This window comes from Flavobacterium sp. PS2 (assembly GCF_046250155.1).
Lineage (GTDB): Bacteria > Bacteroidota > Bacteroidia > Flavobacteriales > Flavobacteriaceae > Flavobacterium.
This window is the reverse complement of sequence record NZ_CP176426.1, coordinates 115,355-135,449: the sequence shown is the minus strand read 5'-3', so window position 1 is coordinate 135,449 and position 20,095 is coordinate 115,355. Positions and strand designations below refer to the sequence as shown.

Genomic DNA, 20,095 nt, shown 5'->3' with positions numbered 1-20,095 from the left:
ACTAAATAATATGAAAAAGTACTTATCACTAATTATTTTGCTACTATTTTCGAATGCTACTGTAGTGGCACAGGCTTTTAGCGATGATAATTTTATTTATACAGCTTCACCCAAAAAAGGAGTTACAGCAGATTATTTTAAAACGCTGAAAAAAGAAGAAATGAACCAGAGTGTAACTTACTTTGATGGTTTAGGACGTCCTATACAAACTATTGCCATTGGGCAAGGAGGAAATGGAGAAGACATCATAACCCCAATAGAATATGACGGATTTGGTAGGCAAGAGAAAGAGTATTTGTCTTTTTCGCTGCCCAATGGCAACAATAAATATCCAAAAAAGGATAGGCAAACAGCAATTAATGCTACAAAAGTGTTGTATGGTACCGAAAAATACGATTATACAGCAAATCCTTTCTCAGAGAAAAAGTTCGAAAATTCGCCGCTTAACCGAGTTTTAAAACAAGCCGCACCTGGAAACGATTGGGCAATGGGTAGCGGTCATGAGATAAAGTTAGATTACCAAACGAATACTACAAATGAGGTACGATTATTAGAAGCCGCCACAATCTGGAATGCTACAGCAGGATTGTATGATATAACTTTTTGGGATAATAAGTATTATGACAAAAATGAGTTGTATAAAACTATTACTTATGACGAAAATTCCTCAGCAAATCTCTCTGAAACAAAAGGAAGCACGGTAGAATTTAAAGATAAAGAAGGAAGGCTTATTTTAAAGAGAACTTATGAGTCTGATAAAAAACACGATACCTACTATGTATATGATGAATATGGGAACTTAACCTATGTGATTCCTCCAAAAGCCGATGGAGCAATAAGTGATAAAATCCTGAATAACTTATGTTATCAGTATAAGTATGATAATCGCAACCGATTGGTAGAGAAAAAATTGCCAGGAAAACAATGGGAGTTTATTGTTTATGACAGACTTAATAGAGTTGTGGCGACGGGACCTGCAAATTCTCCATTTCAGGATGATACAACTGTAGGCTGGTTATTAACGAAGTATGATGTTTTTGGCAGATCAATATATACAGGATGGGATAATACAGTATGTAATAGTGGTACAAGGCAAACTTGGCAAAAAACTCAAAACGCAGTAATTCCAGTAATAGAGACTCAAAAAAAAACAGGAATGATCGAAGGGATAAAAGTAGAGACTAGTAGTATTCCGTCAGCATCAAGTTTTAAGTTACTTACAGCGACCTATTACGATACATATCATTTTCCTAATCTTGCTCCAAAACCTTCGGCTATTTATGGACAATCTGTTTTATCTATGGAAACTCGTCTAGTAACAGGTGGCTGGACTAGAATAACTACAAGTAAATCGATTGTTTTAGGAGAAACAAACTCTCTGTTTTATGATACTAACAGAAAACCAATAGAAAGCTATATTATTAATTATTTGGGAGGATATACCTATGTGCAGGATAGGTTAGATTTTACAGGTAAAAAAATTACTTCGTTAACAGCTCACAAAAGAATGATATCAGATTCGGGTGTTAGTACACTTGAAAATTTCACATATTCTATACAAGACCGTTTGCTTACACACTTTCATAGAATTGGTTTTGCTGCCGAAGAACTCTTGGCAAATAATACCTATGATGCATTAGGGCAACTTATAAATAAAAATGTAGGAAACTCAGCATCAAGTCCATTTCAGAAAATTGACTATAAGTATAATATACGAGGCTGGCTTACAGGAATTAATAATACCGATAACTTACAATATGGCAATGATCCAAAAGATTTATTTGCTTTTAAAATAAATTACAATAAAGTCGAGGGAAATGCAACGGCAACCAAAGCGCTTTATAACGGTAATATAGCCGAAACGTTCTGGGCAGCAGGTTCAGATGGTATAGGAATTATTCGCGGGTACGGCTACCAATACGACCATTTAAATCGTTTAAAAAATGCTACGTACCAGACTCCAAAGCTCACAGACAATAAAAATTATTTTGGAGAGAACATGGATTATGATAAAAACGGAAACATTACCCGACTACAACGCAAGTTTATGGCAGGAACATTGAGTAATCCTTATGTAGATGATATGGATAATTTGGGATATTTTTATCCCGAAAATTCTAATCAGCTTGTGAAAGTAACCGATACATCCAATAACCCACAAGGATTTAAAGATGATAGCAATGGGTATAACGATACTGAAGATGATTATGCGTACGATGATAGCGGAAACCTAATAAAAGACCAAAATAAAAACATTACTAAAATACAGTATAACCATCTTAACTTACCTACCAAAATAACATTTGGAACAGGAAACACGATTGCTTATATTTACAATGCAACGGGACAAAAATTAGAAAAAAATGTAACCGAGAATGGAGTAGTAACCAATACGAAATATTTAGCAGGAGGTTTTCAGTATAAGAACGATGTTTTACAGTTTTTCCCAACGGCAGAGGGATATGTAAGAAATACAAGTACCAATGCAACTACATATGTTTTTGGTTACGTTTATAATTACACGGATCATTTGGGGAACGTAAGACTAAGTTATGCTCAGAATCCATTAACAAAAAAAGTTGAAATTCTAGAAGAAAATAATTATTATCCGTTTGGTTTAAAGCATCAAGGGTATAATACTCTTAATAATCAACTGGGATATAAGTATAAATATAATTCGAGAGAACTGCAAGATGAGTTGGGGCTTAACATGACGGCGATGGATTATCGTCAATATGATCCTGCGATAGGAAGATTTAATTCTATGGACAGACTTTCGGAATTAGCTTATTCAATAAGTCCTTATCGTTTTGCTTATAATAATCCTGTTTATTGGAATGACCCAACAGGTTTGTTTGAAAGTATAGATGAAGCTAAAAAATGGGCAAAAGAACATGGTATAAGAACTGGCTGGTTTAGTAGAAATAAAATTGAAGAAGTTGGAGATGGAACTTGGGCTATCAATAACAAAAAAGAAGGAACTTCACATTCAGCGGTTAATGCGACAGATGCCGAAGCAATGGGATTAAATGCTGGTGATGTTGTGACTTCCGTTTTATTTGTTGGAGAGAGCAAGAAAAAAGAAAGCGATCCACTTGATTTTAGTATTTGGGGGACAGACAGGTCAGGAGATACCAGTGGAAGAAAAGGAAGTGCTTCGCATTCTTTGAATTCGACTGATTTTGTGACCCCAGGAAACTCAAGATCTTTAAACAATAAAACAACAGGTATATGGGAATGGATAATGAGTCTAGTTTATAATTCATCTTATACAGGTCAGCATGCTAAGGCCATTCAGGATAATGTAAAGAAAAGTGGAAATACCTCTACAATGGAAGTTCAAAATCTTAATCCAGAGCTTCCCCCAGAAATAATTACGGTTCTTCTTGACACAACCCACTATCATATAAAAAGTGATGAAAAGGTAATAGAAAAGAGAACAGGAAAAAAGCTGTTTAAAGGAACAAGAGGAAGTATACAATCATCAAAAGATTCAATCAATGAAAAAAATAAATATTATGACAACTGGTTTAATAACTAAAAAGGTTCTGCTATTATTGCTGTTTATTACATCCTGCAAAGACAAGCCTTTAGAAGAATTAAAAAATTATTATGATAATGGAAGTTTAAAGAGTGTTGAGTATGTAAATGAAAAAGGAAATAAAGAAGCAGAAAACAAATATTATACTGAAGATGGTATTTTGAGTTATATAACCACTTTTAAAAACGGAAATCCGATAAAGACTTTACATTTTTATGATAATGGAAAAATACGCTATAGTTCTGAATTAAAGTCAAAAGATACGATTGAGGCTATAAGTTATTTTAAAAGTGGCAAGATAAAAAATAAAGGAAATTTGATAAACGACATTAAAGTTGGTTGGTGGACAGAATACTTCTCTGACGGGAATGTACATAAAGAATATGAGTATTTAATAAATGATGGAAAAGAATATCAGAATCAAATTAAAGTTTATGATAAAAATGGTAAAATAATAGAAAATCAAAGTTCTTTTTTTACAGTAAACCTTTCTGATACATTAAACTTAGGTAAAAATGAAGGGAATCTAATCTATTGTTCAATTACGAATAAGAATTCTGAAAGACATCTATATGTTATTATTGATAATGAATATGAGGGAGGGGTAATAAAAAAAGATACTTTTTTTATTAAAGAAAATGGTAAAAATCGTTTTGGAGTTTATGCTTATAAATTAGGGATATTGAAAGTAAAAGGAATGATACTAGAGCGAGAGTTACATGAAAAAAAAGATGAAAGGTATTCTGAATTAGAATTTATTGACCATCACAAATACTTTCAAAAAAAGATTTATGTAAAAAAGTAAGAATAATTACTAATCCTAAAATATAAATGAAAAGAATGAAAAATATATTTTTATTTTTAGTAATATGTTGTATAATTTATTCTTGTAATGAGCCTATTGTTAAATATTCAAAATTAAATAAACAAAAAACAATAGAACAAGGAGAATGGATAAGTAACTTAGATTCTTTATCAGGAATTAGTATTAGAGAGAATAAAATAGCTTTCTTTAAAAATATGGAGTTTACCTCTGACGATATTTACGAATATCAGATTATCGATTCCATACATCAAAGTAATGGAAGAGATATAAAAGTTGGAGAGTTTTTAATGATGAAAGACTTTAAAGACACAATATGTTATCAGATTATAAATAAAAATGATAGTAGTCTTACATTAAAAACAGATAAAAATAAATCAGAAATTTTTAAGCATAAAGCCTCTAAAAAATAATATGAATGATTATGTTGGTTTAGCAATTTTAATATTAGCCTTAATTATTAGTCTTTTAATTGCTAAGAAAGATTATAAGAATTGGTATGATTCAGATGGAACCTATAAATCCTATATTATAAGAGTAATACTTATTATTAGCTTTGGAATTATTTTATTAATATGGAAAATTTGTAAATTTTAGTTTTAAACTTTAAAATTCTTGAAGAAAATAATTATTACCCTTTTGGTTTAAAACATCAAGGGTATAATACGGATAATTTACAGGTTGGGTATAAGTATAAATTCCAAGGTCAAGAATTGCAAGATGAGATGGAGCTTGGTTGGTATAGCTATAAATGGAGAAATTATGACCCTGCAATTGCAAGGTTTATGAGTATTGACCCATTGACTGAAGAATATGAAGATTATACTCCATATCAATTTTCTTCAAATCAACCAGTTCATGCAAAAGAATTGGAAGGTTTAGAAAGTTCTAATGATTTAAATAAAAATAAACAAACTCCTACGCAAAGAGCTTATAATCCTAAAACGGGAAATACTGATTTACTTGTGTTTGTAAAAGAAGTAGTTTCTGATTTTGTTCAAAGTATAAATACGTATAGTAGTATAACTGATAAAGAAATTACTACAACTGTTACTTCTAAAAATGCACGTGGGGATAACCCAAAATCAACAGGTAAAAAAGTTGGTGATAATTTTAATGGCGATGCATTTCTTATTGCTGCTCCAGGTTTGGAAAAAAATGGAAATAATCTTAAAACTTTGAAAGATATGCTAGAGGCTGGAAATGATTTAAAATTGATGTTTGAGAAAGGTCAAAAAATTGGGAATGGTGTCAATGAGGTTATCGAAGAAAATGAAAATAAAAAAGAAAAATCATCGGATATGGTTCAAACAGTTAATGACTCTAAAAATCCAAATAAGAATGAGTTCGTGCGAAGAGATATTCTTGAAGAACAACAAAAAAAGAAATAATGAAAAAAATATATATAGTAATATTTATTATTCTACTTGGACTGGTAGTTTTGTTTTTTTATTTTAAAGATGAAAAAGTTCATACGTTTAAAGAATACAGCCCATCAGGAAAATTAATAAGTACAAACGAATACGTGATTAGAAACGGTAAGCCAATTCAGCACGGAAAGTTTGTAAACTATAACGAAAAAGGGATTAAAATTGCTGAAGGCAATTTTGTAAACAACGAACCTAATGGGAAAAGTATTTATTATTTTGATAATGGTAAAATAGAATCGATTCAGTATAAGAAAACCAGTAAAATCACAGAAGAAAGCATTTTTTACAATTCCAATGGTTTAATTAGAAAGTATATATTTTATAATGATTTAGGAGAGCCTTACTTTATTATTGATTTTGATGAAAAAGGAGTAAGAGAATTTAAAGGACCTACAATAAAAGAAATTGATCAATATAATATCAAAAATAACCAGCATTTAAAAATAGGCGATGTTTTAAAATATAGTTATATTGTTGCCAATATTCCTAATACAAAGCGTGATTTCAAAATTGAGAATATAAGTATTGATGATTCAAAAGTTAAACGAACTATACAATTAGTACCCCCAACTCGAATTGATGTAGAGGAAGTTTTAATCAAAAAAGGTATAAATACAATTAGAGCGATTGTTAAATATGAATTTGAGGATAAAATTACTCCAGCAATAAACGATACAATTTCTTTTGATGTAAATGTGAATTGAAACCTTAAGCGACTTATGTTTTTGGTTACGTTTATAATTACACGGATCATTTGGGGAATGTAAGAGTTAGTTATGCCAAGAATCCAACAACAAATAAACTGGAAATATTAGAAGAAAATAATTATTCCCCATTTGGTTTAAAACATCAAGGGTATAATACCCTGAATTTACAACCTGGTTATAAATATAAGTACAACGGAAAAGAGCTGCAAGACGAACTGGGGCTTGGGTTTTACGACTACGGCGCAAGAAATTATGATGCTGCAATTGGGCGTTGGATGAATATTGACCCGCTGGCAGAACAAGGTCGTAGATGGTCGCCTTATAATTATGCAATGAATAATCCTGTATATTTTATTGACCCCGATGGAATGTGGGTTGGTGGTGGCGGTACGAAAATTATTAGCTCTTCTCATCGAGGAAATGTAAATATGACGAAAACGCACACTTTTAGAGGTCATGGCAATTATAACAATGACAGAGGTAGAAATGCGGATAAAAGTATATTCCCAGGAGTAACTAAACTTCAACATTCACACACTTTACCGACTTCAGGGAAAAATACAACAGGGTCATCAACAGAATTAAGTAAAAAATATTCTGGTTTTGAAATAATGGGAAATGATGTAACAACCTCAGTATCTTTAAAATCTACTTCTACGTCAGGTACATATTATAATTCTGATGGCAAAGTGGTGTCAAGTATTTCAGATGCAAGTACTTTTGTGTCAGTAACTAATACAAAAACAATGACAGTAGATGTAGGTATAACAGGAACATCGGATACGGTAAATGTTTCAAATAGTAGTAGTGTTACAACTTATAACGTTACGGATAAGTCAGGAATGCAAGATTATGGAGGGTTACAATTGACCGATGGAAAGACTAAAACGAGCAATACAAACTCAACAATGGAACTTTCAGCACCGCCAGAATCACTAAGGACAGCAGCATCTAGCGAGGCACAAGGTAATAGTAAGGCTATACCTAATAATGCTTCAGACCATATTGATAGTTCAATACAAAGAACTCTTGAACAAGAGAATATGTATAATGACCATCCCACTAATCAAACACGAAAATAAATAAAAATGAAAGGAAAAATATTAAAATTTATCTTAAATTATCTTCAAGCATATCTGTTCTGCGGACTTACAAGTTTGTTATTATTAATTTATTTAGTAACTACAGACCCATATTTTCATAAATTAGATTTTAAATTAGATGAGTTTAAAACAAAAATCGAATTATATTTATTATTCACTTTTAATATCCCCATCATTTTAGGAATTGTATTTATGATATTTCAATTATTAAAAAAATCTTCAAATAGCAACAAACTAATCATTGGACTATCTTCTGCTTTCGGAATATTTACATTTATTATAAGTGATAAAATAATTAAAAAACTATTTATTTATCCTGATAATATTTTGCTTGGTTTGGTAGTGGGGTTTTTACTATATTGTTTATTATTTGTGATAACATATAAATTCACTAACTTAAAATCAATAGTTCAACGATAGCATGAAAATCCTTACCCGACCGCTCGGATATGTGTAACGATAGCACTGATTTGCAATCAGTGCCGACAAAGAAAATAACTTAAAAACACTTAAACCTCGTCCAAATACTGGCGAGGTTTTTTTATGTTTAAAAACAAAATCATCCTCGATATTCTTTAATCCTGAGCTTGTTTTTTTGGAGCATGCTTAATTATGCGATGATATAAAAAATGAAATAATTGACAGATTTATCCTGTATAATGCTGATTTAAAGGATGATAACATGGCAATGTTAGAACATTAAAACAGAATGTAATAACTTGTTTTACAGTGTTATATGGTAAATTTGGTAGGTAAAAGAGTCCCCGAATTTTTACTTAAAAACTTTGCATTTATGTACTACTGTAAAAATTTAAAAAATGAAAACATTATATCCATCCGCTATAATTTTAGGCCTTTGTTTTTTTGTTTCTTCTTTTGGGAGATATGAAAAAAATGACTTAAGTGAGATTAAAATTGCTACATATTCTAATGGTCAAATTACAAATGATAATGACCGTTTAGTTGACAAGGAAGTTTTAAATGATTTTTTCGAAAGATATCCTGATTTTAAAAAATATCAAAATGATGTTGTCTTATTATACAAAAACAGATCGTATGGAACGATTTGGTATGATAGAAATAAAATCACTGAATTTGGAAATTTATTATATCAAAAATTAAAAGTTACAGATGAAGAAGGAATACAAATTACTATTCCTTATGAAAATACAATTGACCAAATTTTTGATAAAAAATCAAAACAAAAACCTTCAATAACTGATACCGATATGCTGTTGAGTACTGCTTATATCATTTATATGAGTAATGTATATGGAGGACTTGATGAGGCTGCTGTAAAAAAAACTGGTTGGCTTTTGCCTAAAAAAAAGATATCCTATGATACTCTATTAGACTCTTTAATATCTAAACCTACGTTATTAGAAGTAAATGGAGAACTTCTTTTTGATCAATATTATAAACTTCAGGAAGCGCTAAAAAAATACAGAAAAATAGAACAAGATAATACTTGGCAACCTATTATCACAGACATTCCTTATAATGATTTGAGACCAGACGCAACTTCGGCAACCATTGGACAAGTCAGGACACGATTATTTGTAATGGGAGATTTAAAGAGTGACTCAAAAAGTAATTTTTACGATCAGGAATTAATGGATGGTATTATGAAATATAAATTACGTAATGGTTTTAAACCAAACTACATTATTTCTGAAGTTCATATTAAAGAAATGAATATCCCAATAACGGATAAAATAAAAACGTTGATGGTTAATATGGAGCGTTGTAGATGGATTTCTCCTAATCTGGTAAAAGATAAAGAGTATATTATGGTAAATATCCCTTCTTTTGAATTGATTTATGTAAGAAACGGAAAAGTTGAATTGCTTTCTAAAGTCTTTGTAGGAACAGTACTGACTAAAACCACCATTTTTAGCGGAAGTATTGATAAAATTGTTTTTAGTCCCTATTGGACTATACCACAAAGTATTGTAGAAAATGAATTGAAGTCAAAAATTGCTTCTGATAAAAATTATTTGGCTGATCATAATATAGAAATGGTAAATGGTCAGTTGAGACAAAAACCAGGACCGAGCAATTCGTTGGGATTGGTGAAATTTATCTTTCCAAATTCAGATGATATCTATATGCATGATACGCCATCTAAAACGTTATTTGATTTTGAAAAAAGAACTTTTAGCCATGGTTGTATAAATATGAGTAAAGCCAAAGAATTAGCTGTTGCCATGCTGAAAGATTATCCGGAATGGACACAAGAAAGAATAGATAAGGCTATGGATGGGACAGAAGAAACAACATTTAAATTATCTAGTAAGGTTCCAATTTATATTTGCTATTTTACTGCATGGGTAAAAGATTCGGGCGAAGTTAGCTTCTTTCAGGATGTTTATGATCAAGATGCAGATTTGGATAAAATTCTTTTCCCTCTAGTTGAAATATGATAGTATTTTGAAATGCCATGTATTAAGATGCGAGTTGTTCAGAACAAATAAAAAAACTAAAAAAAGCTCTCATTTTGAGAGTTTTTTTTTGGCATTCTAAGTCCCAGAGGGACGATCATATTTATAGAAATTCACAAATTCATTTTACAAATCCCATTGGGGTGACATACATAGTAATTGGAAAAAGAGATCAAATAGCGCTACGCTGTAACTTTAACACTAGATTCTAAAAAAATGCTATAAATATTATGCTCCGCTGAAGGAATTAGCAATAATGTTTTCGAAAATCAATAAAGAAGCTGTCTAAAAATTACTTTTTGGACAACCTGATGTATTTTTAAAGCATCGTTTTTACAAACGAATAAATCCCTAAAAGATAAGCGATAAAGCTTATATCGTTTATAAAATCCATGTCGTAAATATAATTATAAAAGCCTAGCCCAGATAATAGCGGCATCCTTTTTATCTCATTTTTTTCGAGATAAAAAGATATAGCGGATAGCTGGAAAAAGCTCCAAATTTGGCTAAAATGTCTTTTGGGTTTCGGTCTATTTTCCTCAATAAAATATACCTTTGTGGTAAATTGATTATCTACAAAAACATAATTGTATGGATTATGACAAATTTATTTTCTGCCTCGAGGCTGTTCCCGATGTAGAGATTGACGTGACTACCGAAGTGGTTAAAAACTTAGAACAACTGGCTTTTGATCAAGGTATTTCGAGTATTCATAAGACTTGCGATACTATCGAAGGTTTAGAGGATAGCTTAAACGCTTTGCTTTATGATGACCATAACTTTAAGGATTATGAAATAATATATTTGGTGATGCCTGGGGAAGGAAACAATGTGTGCCTTAATGATTATTACTACAGTCTGGAGGAAATAGCCGAAATTTTTGAGGGTAAAATGAAAGGTAAAATTTTGCATTTTGCCAATGCAAAAATATTAGATTTAAGTGAAGAGGAAGCGCAATATTTTCTTGATATTACCGGAGCGAGAGCCATTTCGGGTTATGGAACTGCACTTAAAAAAATAACTAGTTGTAGTACGCTTGACAAAGCTTTCTTTAGTTTGTGTCAGGAGGAAGATGATGTAATTGAGATTGTGGAGGAATTACACCAAAAACACTATGACCTTTGTAAACATCTAGATTTTAGATTATATTATTAATAGAATCTGTTGGATGCAATTATTAAGAATTGTATCCAACAGATTAATATTTGCCTATTTAAGTTTCTGAATCTGTTCGAATATTTCGTTTAAGGTATCTTTCATGTCTTTTGGTGTGTTTTCGCCACTTTGGTTTGTGATAATAAATACCCCTAAATTATATTCTGGAATTATATAAATAAAACATTGTGAACGAGGAACGCCTCCATGATGCATATATAACGTTCCTAGTTTTTCATCTTTGGTTACTCGCCAGCAATATCCTGAGCTAAAACGATCATTAACTTTAACCAATGGGCGGTGTGATTCGGCTACAACGGCATCATTTTTTAATTGGTATTTAATGTATTTTACCATATCGGGAACTGTAGATTTCACATTTCCGCCCGCGCCCCAAGGCAATGTTGTCATTTGGGTAGTGATTTCGTCGTAAGCACAATGATATCCTACTGCAAGATTTTTTTGATCCTCTGGAGATAAATTTATCATTGTATGATTCATCTGAGCATTTTTGGCAAAATATTCTTTTAATATAACTTCAAATTGTTTGTTATATACTTTCTCCAAAACTGCTGCCAAAAGTTCTATTCCTGCGCTTGAATAAGAGAAGTTGTATCCTGGAATGGTATCAATTTTTATTTGATGCAGGTCTCTGAAAAAATCTTTTTTGGTGTAATTTTTTAATGCATTGTTGAGGTCTGCTGGTGTCTCTTTTTTGGTGAAGTTTTTCAACATTTCATTTACGCTTAAAGGAATCATATTTGGTAAACCACTTGTATGGGTAACTAAATCTTTTATGCGAATTGGGTGGTTGTTAAATATTAAATTAGGATAATCTTCGCTTAAATATTTTTGAACCGGATCATCAAGATTTATTTTTTTATCTAAAACAGCTTTGGCTATTAATGTACCTGTATGGGTTTTTCCTAATGAACCAATTTCATAAATTGTATTATTAGTTGGTGCATTTGATTTTCCTTTTTCTAATTCTCCATAATGTCCTATAAATTCTTGCCCTTGATATACTATCCCGATTGAGGTAGAATTGATCAAAGGTTTTTCGATCATTTTGGTTGCGGCATTATCAACTATAGTTTTAATGGTTGTTTTTTGTGCAATAGATAATAGTGGTAATACTAAAAAAACGATAAGGATTAATTTTTTCATGATTTCTAAATTTTATTGGTTCTTGTTATTTGATACAAATATCCTTTAGATAATTATGGAATACGTACGACAAAAAATAGTCGTACGCATTTTTTTATTTAAAATGAGTTCGACTATTTACAAGAAGGCGTACGAGTAGTTACAAATGTTTGAAAATCAATAATTTTAGAGTGATTTTTAAGCTTGGTTTGTATGGTTTTTTGAAGGAAGTCTTAAAATTTTATTCTTTGCAATGGTCTTTAAAAATTGATTTTTCTTCGATTAAAAAAGCTTTTTGGAACTTAATAAAAGTATCTATCTTTTTATAAATATAAAGTAAGTTGGTATTATTGTAATCATAATCCTCTGCGTTTTCTTCGCCCGCCACATAGTTTAGTTTATTGATGTAGGCGTTTCTTTTTTCATCTAAATTATAGTTTAGTTTAAAATTGATATCCTCTGTATCTGATTCTCGAATATTATATTTTAGTGTAGATAGTACAATTTTTGGTTCAAAATCGATACCCGAAATTTGCCCGAATTCAGATTCTTTTAAAGCATCATTTAAATTCTGTTTTTTGCTATAATCATCTTCATCTTCGTACATAACATTATCCTTGAATAGGTATGAAAACGCATGATAATTTGGATGGTCACTAAAATGATATACAATAAAATCGTTAAACTTTTCGGTGTTATTATAAGTGTAAATTGTAGGCTTGAAATCTTTAGCTCTTAGATTATCATAAGGAAATGAAGAGAATGATATGGTATCTACTTTTTTAGTTGTTGTATATACTTCGGGAAATTGAATACAATGATGTCCTTTTACATAAACTCGTTGTAGTTTTGGGTTTACTGCACTAAGTTTCCCTATATGCATAAAAGTTTCTCCTTTGTCTAATCCGTTTGAGAGCATGAATTTGGAGTTTTCTTTTAACTCTGGAGTATATCTTCCGTAAACCTGAAATGATTCTTTAGGAGAGTCGGGAACAAAGTTTACTTCGCCATGTTCTTTTAATGTCCATTTTCCGGTTATTAATGTTGCGTATCCTATTATTACAAATGTACCATCGGGTTTTAGGTAATGGCTTCCGCCTCTTAATTTGTAATAACCAACGACATCGTTTTGAGTTTGCGCTTTTGCATTATAATTAGAAAACATAAGTATAATTAGAATAAATATTTTTTTCATTTGTTGTTCCTTAGTGTACATCAATTCCGTTAAAATAGATTTCGGTTATAGCGGTGTCGTTGAATTTATCTCCTTTATAGACTTCAGCAATTTCGAATTTTAAAATTAAGTCGGTTCCGTTTTTGTTATGTCCAAATGTGCCAAGGTCGAATATTTGGTCATTTTTACTGTCTTCTAAATTCAGGATTCCAAATACTTTTCCGTTTATACTTAATCGTAGTTTTTTTACTCGGTTATTGTTTTTCCAAGCGGCATCGGATTTTACATATCCGTTAGAGATTATAATTTGTGTAATCCTCGGGCTTTTGTTGTAAAAATAATACTCTAAATATTCTCCAATTCCTTCATCTGGTTTGCCTTCGACCCAAGCGGTTTGGTAGCTTAAATCATTGGCATTTTTTGCTTGGTATTTTGTGTCTTTTTCGGTGTTTAAAGTCGATGATGCTTTTACTTTATAATTTCCGCCTGCGCAATACCAACTACAGCCACCATCTACAACATCCCACATACTTTCTACAACCTCACCATATTTCTGTAATAAAATATCGAGTTCTTTTTGTTCTGCAACTGTAAGTTTCGATTTTTGTAAAAGTTCGTTTTGACGCTTTATTTCATTGTCGGTCTTTGTACTTAAATCTACTTTTCGGGTTTCCTTGGGATAAAAGTTCTTATCTGAATTTTGGGCATAAGTAAAGCTTACAATTATTGTAAATAAAAATAGTGCTAAGTAGTTTTTCATAATAGGATTATCAGTTTTGGCACTATTCTTTATTTTTTGGTTGGATATTTTCCAACAGCTGTTATTCCGTTTTCCGAAATAAACAATATTTCTGTTGTAATTGGATAACCTGAATTCTGATATTCTTTGACTACAGTTGTTCCTATTCTATTTGCGAAGAAATCAAAATCTTTTTCAGAAAAAATATAACAAAAATCTCTTACCGGGATTACTGCGTAAAATGGAAATCCAATATCGGCTTTCAATTTTTCTTTTATTTTTGAGGCAAATAGGAGTGAACTTTTCAGAAATGTTTTTTCAACTTCGATCATACCAAGTTTCCTGTCTTCTATTATTTCAAAATCTATCTTCGTCTTTGCTAGTAGTTCATTAGCGTTTAAATCAGCTTGTTTAATTAAATCTAGCTTAGTTATTTTCCACTTTTTTAAATTATCTGCAGAAATCCAAGTTAGTTTTTCATTTTCGCTTACTGCATAAATCTTACTAAATTCATCTGTGACTTTTTCAGAAATTAAGTGATTGAAATCAAAATCATTTGGAAATAGCTGGATGTAGACATTATTTTTTGAATTCTCCCAATTTGGAACGTCAGATGGATAAGATAGATAGGATAGTATAGTTTGAACCAAATCGGTTATATGACTTTCGTCGGAATCTCTTTCGTAATTTCGTCTTACGTTTTCCAAACTTATTTCTAAATTATTTCCGTCAACATTAATATGAATGAGATTTTCGTTGTCAATTGAATCGATTTTTAGACCACTTTGTTCAAGTTGTTCTCTAAATTTTTCAAAAACAATATCTTTTTTTTGATTGTTGTGTCCAGAAAGATCAAGCATAAATATTTAGTGTTATTGTAATTTTAAATTGCCTTATTTTTTTAACAAAGTGTTTTAAAACACTTTCTTATATAAGCTATAAGAAAGGCTTGCAAAGTCTGGTTTTGGTAGACTTTGTGTCATAAATACCCTTTTAGTAGGCTAATATAGCACTATTTTTAGTACAAATAATGTACGAAATAATGATAAATTAAGGAAGTAATTATAATAAAGAATAGGAGTGGAGCTAGTATCCTAAAGATTTAGGAATGCGTATGCAATATCTTATGGACTGACAAAAAATAAAAATAAGTGTGAAGAGAATAAACGCAAGAAACGTTTTTAGGAATAAAAAGAAGGGAATCAGGAATGGGATATATTTTAAATGCAACTTAATTTTACTTAAATTAAGTTGCATTTTTTTTACTACAAGTTTCATTAATGTGAAACTGATTTTAATCCGATGATTGAACCAACCAATGTTGCAATAAAGAACAATCTCCAGAAGTTTGTTGGATCTTTAAACACAAAAATACCGACTAAAACTGTCCCAACAGCCCCAATTCCTGTCCATACAGCATAGGCAGTCCCAATAGGTAATGTTTGTGTACTCTTGATAAGAAGCAACATACTTATAATAAGTGATGCCAAGAATCCTCCATACCATAAATAAACATCATTTCCTGTTGCTTCTTTAGCTTTCCCCAAGCACGAAGCAAACGCCACCTCAAATAATCCTGCAATAATCAAAAGAATCCAATTCATATTTTTAAATTTTAATAGGGCAAAGATCCTCTAGCGGATTCAATTAAAATTTAACAAATGATAAAAAATAAATTTATTTTATTTCGGCTCGAATTCGGCTTAAACTTACTTGGGTAATCCCGAGATAGGAGGCAATATGACCAAGTTGTACTCTCTTGATTAAATCGGGGTTGTTGGTTATTAGTTCGTTATATCTTTCAGACGCTGTTTTAAATTGTCTGGAGATTAATCTTTCTTCTGTTTTTATGAGTTCTTTTTCGGCAAATTTTCTTCCCCAATTTGCAATATGTATATCTTCTTCAAACAATCTTTGCAAATTGATTGTATTTAATTCATACAGATCACAGTCTTCCAGAAGTTCGATATCTTCATAGCCTTTTTGGTTTTCTACATAGCTTTTCATCGAGAGAATTGTTTCTCCTTCTTTGCCAAACCAAAAAGTAACATCGCTGTCATTCTGGTTTACATAAGCTCTTACAATTCCTTTTTTTATGAAATAGATATTAGATTCGATTTTACCTGCTTTTAATAAAATATGTCCTTTGGGGAAACTAACCAAAGTAATGTTTTCCTCCAAGGTTTTTCTGGAGCTTTCTGGCAGTTTAGATATTTGATCAAAAATAAGGTTACTGTTCATTTAGGGGTGTTGTTCTGGGATATTGTTTAATTGTTTTTTATGGCTTTATCTATCTCATTTTTCCAAATTTCTCTGTTTGTTACAACAAATCGTTCATTCATGCCATTAGAAGTGATTATAGATAATCCGTTATTAACGATTCCTAATGTTTTTTCAAAATGGGTTTCGGTTATATTTTTAATATCAATTGCAGTTTCATGCTTTTGAATAAAGTTTAGCATGTTGGTTTGAAAAATAAGCTGATTGTCTGTTAGGTAAAGATTCCCACCAACTGTTACTCCATCTTTATAATGATTTGCACGTCCTGAATATGCTACGTTTTTTAGTTGTTGAAATTTTACTTCTTGATTTGTTATATGTGCAAACATTTTAAAATAAGACATTAAAGTCATCATAATAAAAACAAAAATAGCACATACAATAAGTACATCATTATTAAAGTCTTCTGTAAGGGTTAAGTATAAACTTAGAAGAAGGCTTGTTACTAACCCTAAAACAATCGAATATTTAAATCTTTTCATATTTAATTACTAAGAACAGGAATAATATGCTCCCAGTTTAATTGTTTAGCAATGTCTAATGCTGTTTTACCTTGACTTGTTTTCATGTTTTTATCTACACCAGACTCTAATAAAAGAGTTATAGAAGTTAAATTTCCAGCAACGGTTTCAGTATGTAATAACGAGAATCCTTCTTCATCCTGATAAGTAATTTCGTCAGGATTTTGCTTTAAGAAATCCTGGAGTTTTTCTTTCATGTTTTTGCTCATAGGATGTTCTATAAGGTTTTCCGGCTTTTCTTTTTGCTCGTTAACAAGAAGCACTTCATTGTAATCTCCAAAATCTAATCCCCAGGCTTTATCATGATCTTTTCTTTCCTGATTTGTCATTTCTGAGCGTATTGCCTGAATGGTAAATCCTCCATAAGCTCTAGGTTGAGGCGATGAGAATAGTTTTGAAAGCCCTTTTGGCGAACTACCTTGAATTGCAAATAACCAATCGCTAATTTGGTTTAAAGGAACTACAACTTCATCTCCGTTCTCGATGTTTGTTAACTCGTTTGGATCATTTATTAAAACACCCTTTATTTGTTCACCGTCAAAAGAGATATCGTTAATCCACATATGTTCTACAATAGGATGTTCGTTTCCGTCTACATCTTGCGAGAATGCTACTTTTACGCACGCTACGGTTAATGCAGGAACAATTCGGCGGTATTCCCAAGATAATTCTCTCCAAAAATATTTAAATGTTTCTTGAGCATTTTTAAAAGCTTCTATCATTTTTGGACTATCTCCTTTGGCAAAGAATATTTCTTGGTTTGGCATTTGTTTGAATATTAGATTATTAATAAAATAAGTAAACTCAATTTAGTTTGAGTTTGTATTAAAATGTAATTTTTGTATTGCTAATATATGATTATTTTATAATTAATAACAAGCGATTTTTTGACTAATGCCACGTTTTTGACATAAAAAAACTCCCTAATTTCTTAAGGAGCTTAATTTTATAGATTGCAATTAGAAGTTAAGAAGATTTAATTTTTTTATTGAAACTAGTGCATTTATTATTGGATTGAATGAGATTTATTCATAGAATTTCAGGAATGAAAAGTCTGAACCATGCATGGCTATTTCGTTCTGGCTTGTTTCTTGTTGCGCTTCGGTTGCATAAATCATCATTTTTTGTTCATAATCATTGATTGCTGCTTCTATGGTTTCAAATTTTCCATTAGTCAGATTATCAGATAAAATTAAGGCGTCTAATAATCCTGTATTTGCGCCTTGACCAGCAAAAGGAGGCATTATATGTGCTGCATCGCCAATAAGTGTGATAGGCAAAGGGCGGTTATTCTTCCAAGGATTTCCTAAAGGTATTCTTCTCGTTGGCCATAAAATAAAAGACGATGTAGCGCTAAATAATTGTTTATAACTGTCATGCCAATGGGCAAATTTATCGATAAGGTATGTTCTTACACTTTCGGTATCTTCGGGGTTTAATCCAGTTTCAGAGTTCCAATTTTCTGGTGTTTTAAAAATTACATTGTAGCTCAATATATTGCTATTCTTAGGGTTTGCTACTAGCGAATTACCTTCGGCTGCAATCATTAGTATATTATCATTGCATAATTTGTAGCACTCGTTACAGGCAATTTCTGGCTCAGGAACATCACCTTGTATAATAAGCGTTCCTGTGTATACTATTTGAGCATCTGTTACATATTTTCTCACTTTAGACATTCCGCCATTGGCACCAATAATAAAATCTGCGATTACATCTTTTTCATTTTCAAATTGTAAAAACCATTTTCCGTTTTCTTCTTTAATATCAGTAAATTTCCTATCCCAAATTACGGTATCATTTGCTAAACTATCTAGTAGCAATTTTCTTAAATCATTTCTGTTTATCTCAGGATTATCATATTTGTTTTTGGTTGTAGGTTTGTTAGAAAATAGCACTTTGGCTTGCTCGTTAGCAACGGTTCTTCCCATGGGTGTTCCCATTGCATAATACTTTTCGAGCAATCCAGCTTTTTTCATTGCTTCTTGTCCAGAACCTTTATGCAGGTCGAGTGTTCCGCCAGAAATCCTTGTTTGTGCGTCTTTGTCTCTTTCGTAAACAGTTACATCTATTCCTTCTTGCTGTAATAATTTTGCCATGGTAAGACCGACAGGTCCTGCACCTATAATGGCTATTTTTTTATTTTTAAATAACATGATTTTGTATTATTAATTATCATACAAAATTCAATAATGTTAGTAGGTTAGGATTGTATAAACGCGACAAAATCATTACTTAACGTTTCTTTCTTTGCCTTTCGTGCAAATGCTGCTGGTGTAGTGCCACTATAGCGCTTAAATTCTTTACTTAGATGAGATTGATCGGTGTAGCCAAATTCATGAGCTAAACTGGCAATATTCGAATTTGGATTGTCCCATAATTGGTTTCGTACTTGCTCAAACCGCATGAGTCCTGATACGTCTTTTACACTATAACCAGAGGATTGTTTAAACTTTCTTTCTAAAGTACGAACTGTTGCATGTGCAGCTTCGGCAACTTGACTTACGGGTATAGAACCGTTTGCTTTATTCATAGCAACTCCAGCTTTGTATAACATACTGTTAGTAGGGATTTGCGATTGTGCATTCAGGAAGTATTGTTTTACCAGAGTTATGGCACCATCAATTTTATTACTAAGTACTAAATCTTTTAATACTGATTGAAGTTGATTAATAGGATGTTCAAATGCTTGAACTCCGTTTTTTCCAGAGGATAATCCTAGTAAATCAAATACTGTCCAGGGATAACATCTTATACCAATAATTTCTAAACAATCTTTGGCATAAAAAAGAACCGGTTTATTAAGTAATCCTATCAAAAAAGGTGACGGGAGTGGCTGTAAACTTCCATTATAAGATATGCTGCAGGTGCTGCCGAAATAGAAAATTATTTCGGCATAACCATCTGGAACTACTTCAAAACTAGTTTCTAATTCTCCTAAATTTCTTTTGTCATACCAAAAACATTTTATGGCAGCGAGCAATTCTGTAGGAGATTCAAATTCTTGATGTTGTACTTTTAAAGATTCCATATAT

General features: G+C 31.3%; 19 protein-coding genes. 9 read left to right on the top strand and 10 right to left on the bottom strand.

From position 1 onward, the window contains the following. The first annotated feature begins 10 nt into the window (after window positions 1-10). The 9 genes from ACJ6WR_RS00500 (at window position 11) to ACJ6WR_RS00460 (ending at window position 11,200) form a co-directional block, all read left to right on the top strand. Window positions 11-3,541, top strand: a complete 3,531-nt coding sequence (locus tag ACJ6WR_RS00500; protein ID WP_409416741.1) for a DUF6443 domain-containing protein — start codon at window positions 11-13, stop codon at window positions 3,539-3,541. Continuing rightward, on the top strand, window positions 3,501-4,346 hold the full coding sequence (locus ACJ6WR_RS00495) for a toxin-antitoxin system YwqK family antitoxin (protein ID WP_409416740.1): 846 nt from the start codon (window positions 3,501-3,503) through the stop codon (window positions 4,344-4,346). Before ACJ6WR_RS00500 ends, ACJ6WR_RS00495 begins: the two co-directional genes overlap by 41 nt. 35 nt (window positions 4,347-4,381) lie before the next feature. Beyond that, entirely contained in the window at window positions 4,382-4,777 is a 396-nt protein-coding gene (locus tag ACJ6WR_RS00490; RefSeq protein WP_409416739.1) for a hypothetical protein, read from the top strand. A gap of 177 nt (window positions 4,778-4,954) precedes the next feature. Beyond that, window positions 4,955-5,755 (top strand): RHS repeat domain-containing protein, encoded by an 801-nt coding sequence (locus tag ACJ6WR_RS00485; RefSeq protein ID WP_409417911.1) that lies wholly within the window; start codon window positions 4,955-4,957, stop codon window positions 5,753-5,755. Continuing rightward, entirely contained in the window at window positions 5,755-6,498 is a 744-nt protein-coding gene (locus ACJ6WR_RS00480; protein WP_039118250.1) for a toxin-antitoxin system YwqK family antitoxin, read from the top strand. Before ACJ6WR_RS00485 ends, ACJ6WR_RS00480 begins: the two co-directional genes overlap by 1 nt. Window positions 6,499-6,548: 50 nt before the next feature. Next, window positions 6,549-7,583: an RHS repeat-associated core domain-containing protein gene (locus ACJ6WR_RS00475; protein ID WP_409416738.1), complete on the top strand. Its 1,035-nt coding sequence runs from the start codon at window positions 6,549-6,551 to the stop codon at window positions 7,581-7,583. Window positions 7,584-7,589: 6 nt separating this feature from the next. Further along, entirely contained in the window at window positions 7,590-8,024 is a 435-nt protein-coding gene (locus tag ACJ6WR_RS00470; RefSeq protein WP_409416737.1) for a hypothetical protein, read from the top strand. A gap of 398 nt (window positions 8,025-8,422) precedes the next feature. Next, a complete protein-coding gene (locus tag ACJ6WR_RS00465) occupies window positions 8,423-10,027 on the top strand; it encodes a murein L,D-transpeptidase (protein ID WP_409416736.1) in 1,605 nt (534 codons plus the stop codon). A gap of 609 nt (window positions 10,028-10,636) precedes the next feature. Then, window positions 10,637-11,200 carry a DUF6642 family protein gene (locus ACJ6WR_RS00460; protein ID WP_039114163.1) on the top strand — a complete coding sequence of 188 codons (564 nt, stop codon included), beginning with the start codon at window positions 10,637-10,639 and terminating at the stop codon, window positions 11,198-11,200. A gap of 54 nt (window positions 11,201-11,254) precedes the next feature. On the opposite strand, the gene ACJ6WR_RS00455 is transcribed toward ACJ6WR_RS00460, so the two are convergent. The 10 genes from ACJ6WR_RS00455 to ACJ6WR_RS00410 all read right to left on the bottom strand — a co-directional run bounded on the left by ACJ6WR_RS00455 (window position 11,255) and on the right by ACJ6WR_RS00410 (window position 20,091). After that, entirely contained in the window at window positions 11,255-12,367 is a 1,113-nt protein-coding gene (locus ACJ6WR_RS00455) for a serine hydrolase domain-containing protein (protein WP_409416735.1), read from the bottom strand. A gap of 220 nt (window positions 12,368-12,587) precedes the next feature. Continuing rightward, window positions 12,588-13,541 carry a hypothetical protein gene (locus ACJ6WR_RS00450; protein ID WP_409416734.1) on the bottom strand — a complete coding sequence of 318 codons (954 nt, stop codon included), beginning with the start codon at window positions 13,539-13,541 and terminating at the stop codon, window positions 12,588-12,590. Window positions 13,542-13,551: 10 nt separating this feature from the next. Further along, on the bottom strand, window positions 13,552-14,280 hold the full coding sequence (locus ACJ6WR_RS00445) for an NADase-type glycan-binding domain-containing protein (RefSeq protein ID WP_409416733.1): 729 nt from the start codon (window positions 14,278-14,280) through the stop codon (window positions 13,552-13,554). A 29-nt stretch (window positions 14,281-14,309) separates the two neighbouring features. After that, window positions 14,310-15,119, bottom strand: a complete 810-nt coding sequence (locus ACJ6WR_RS00440) for a hypothetical protein (RefSeq protein ID WP_409416732.1) — start codon at window positions 15,117-15,119, stop codon at window positions 14,310-14,312. Window positions 15,120-15,536: 417 nt separating this feature from the next. Then, window positions 15,537-15,863 carry a multidrug efflux SMR transporter gene (locus tag ACJ6WR_RS00435; RefSeq protein ID WP_035627059.1) on the bottom strand — a complete coding sequence of 109 codons (327 nt, stop codon included), beginning with the start codon at window positions 15,861-15,863 and terminating at the stop codon, window positions 15,537-15,539. 73 nt (window positions 15,864-15,936) lie between these two features. Beyond that, window positions 15,937-16,500: a Crp/Fnr family transcriptional regulator gene (locus ACJ6WR_RS00430; protein WP_039118238.1), complete on the bottom strand. Its 564-nt coding sequence runs from the start codon at window positions 16,498-16,500 to the stop codon at window positions 15,937-15,939. 26 nt (window positions 16,501-16,526) lie between these two features. Beyond that, window positions 16,527-17,021, bottom strand: coding sequence for a GRAM domain-containing protein (locus tag ACJ6WR_RS00425; RefSeq protein WP_409416731.1), 495 nt, complete (start codon window positions 17,019-17,021; stop codon window positions 16,527-16,529). A gap of 2 nt (window positions 17,022-17,023) precedes the next feature. Beyond that, on the bottom strand, window positions 17,024-17,827 hold the full coding sequence (locus ACJ6WR_RS00420; RefSeq protein ID WP_409416730.1) for a DUF2314 domain-containing protein: 804 nt from the start codon (window positions 17,825-17,827) through the stop codon (window positions 17,024-17,026). 258 nt (window positions 17,828-18,085) lie between these two features. Beyond that, on the bottom strand, window positions 18,086-19,216 hold the full coding sequence (locus tag ACJ6WR_RS00415; RefSeq protein WP_409416729.1) for an FAD-dependent oxidoreductase: 1,131 nt from the start codon (window positions 19,214-19,216) through the stop codon (window positions 18,086-18,088). 47 nt (window positions 19,217-19,263) lie between these two features. Then, a complete protein-coding gene (locus tag ACJ6WR_RS00410) occupies window positions 19,264-20,091 on the bottom strand; it encodes a helix-turn-helix domain-containing protein (RefSeq protein ID WP_039114152.1) in 828 nt (275 codons plus the stop codon). Between the last annotated feature and the right edge of the window lie 4 nt (window positions 20,092-20,095).

What these genes read in the sequence shown, in the direction of transcription:
- ACJ6WR_RS00490 (WP_409416739.1), top strand. Translation starts at nt 4,382, where the DNA reads ATGAAAAATATATTTTTATTTTTAGTAATATGTTGTATAATTTATTCT.
- ACJ6WR_RS00460 (WP_039114163.1), top strand. Translation starts at nt 10,637, where the DNA reads ATGGATTATGACAAATTTATTTTCTGCCTCGAGGCTGTTCCCGATGTA.
- ACJ6WR_RS00500 (WP_409416741.1), top strand. Translation starts at nt 11, where the DNA reads ATGAAAAAGTACTTATCACTAATTATTTTGCTACTATTTTCGAATGCT.
- ACJ6WR_RS00480 (WP_039118250.1), top strand. Translation starts at nt 5,755, where the DNA reads ATGAAAAAAATATATATAGTAATATTTATTATTCTACTTGGACTGGTA.
- ACJ6WR_RS00495 (WP_409416740.1), top strand. Translation starts at nt 3,501, where the DNA reads ATGAAAAAAATAAATATTATGACAACTGGTTTAATAACTAAAAAGGTT.
- ACJ6WR_RS00435 (WP_035627059.1), bottom strand. Translation starts at nt 15,863, where the DNA reads ATGAATTGGATTCTTTTGATTATTGCAGGATTATTTGAGGTGGCGTTT.
- ACJ6WR_RS00425 (WP_409416731.1), bottom strand. Translation starts at nt 17,021, where the DNA reads ATGAAAAGATTTAAATATTCGATTGTTTTAGGGTTAGTAACAAGCCTT.
- ACJ6WR_RS00465 (WP_409416736.1), top strand. Translation starts at nt 8,423, where the DNA reads ATGAAAACATTATATCCATCCGCTATAATTTTAGGCCTTTGTTTTTTT.
- ACJ6WR_RS00420 (WP_409416730.1), bottom strand. Translation starts at nt 17,827, where the DNA reads ATGCCAAACCAAGAAATATTCTTTGCCAAAGGAGATAGTCCAAAAATG.
- ACJ6WR_RS00445 (WP_409416733.1), bottom strand. Translation starts at nt 14,280, where the DNA reads ATGAAAAACTACTTAGCACTATTTTTATTTACAATAATTGTAAGCTTT.
- ACJ6WR_RS00450 (WP_409416734.1), bottom strand. Translation starts at nt 13,541, where the DNA reads ATGAAAAAAATATTTATTCTAATTATACTTATGTTTTCTAATTATAAT.
- ACJ6WR_RS00470 (WP_409416737.1), top strand. Translation starts at nt 7,590, where the DNA reads ATGAAAGGAAAAATATTAAAATTTATCTTAAATTATCTTCAAGCATAT.
- ACJ6WR_RS00455 (WP_409416735.1), bottom strand. Translation starts at nt 12,367, where the DNA reads ATGAAAAAATTAATCCTTATCGTTTTTTTAGTATTACCACTATTATCT.
- ACJ6WR_RS00415 (WP_409416729.1), bottom strand. Translation starts at nt 19,216, where the DNA reads ATGTTATTTAAAAATAAAAAAATAGCCATTATAGGTGCAGGACCTGTC.
- ACJ6WR_RS00430 (WP_039118238.1), bottom strand. Translation starts at nt 16,500, where the DNA reads ATGAACAGTAACCTTATTTTTGATCAAATATCTAAACTGCCAGAAAGC.
- ACJ6WR_RS00440 (WP_409416732.1), bottom strand. Translation starts at nt 15,119, where the DNA reads ATGCTTGATCTTTCTGGACACAACAATCAAAAAAAAGATATTGTTTTT.
- ACJ6WR_RS00410 (WP_039114152.1), bottom strand. Translation starts at nt 20,091, where the DNA reads ATGGAATCTTTAAAAGTACAACATCAAGAATTTGAATCTCCTACAGAA.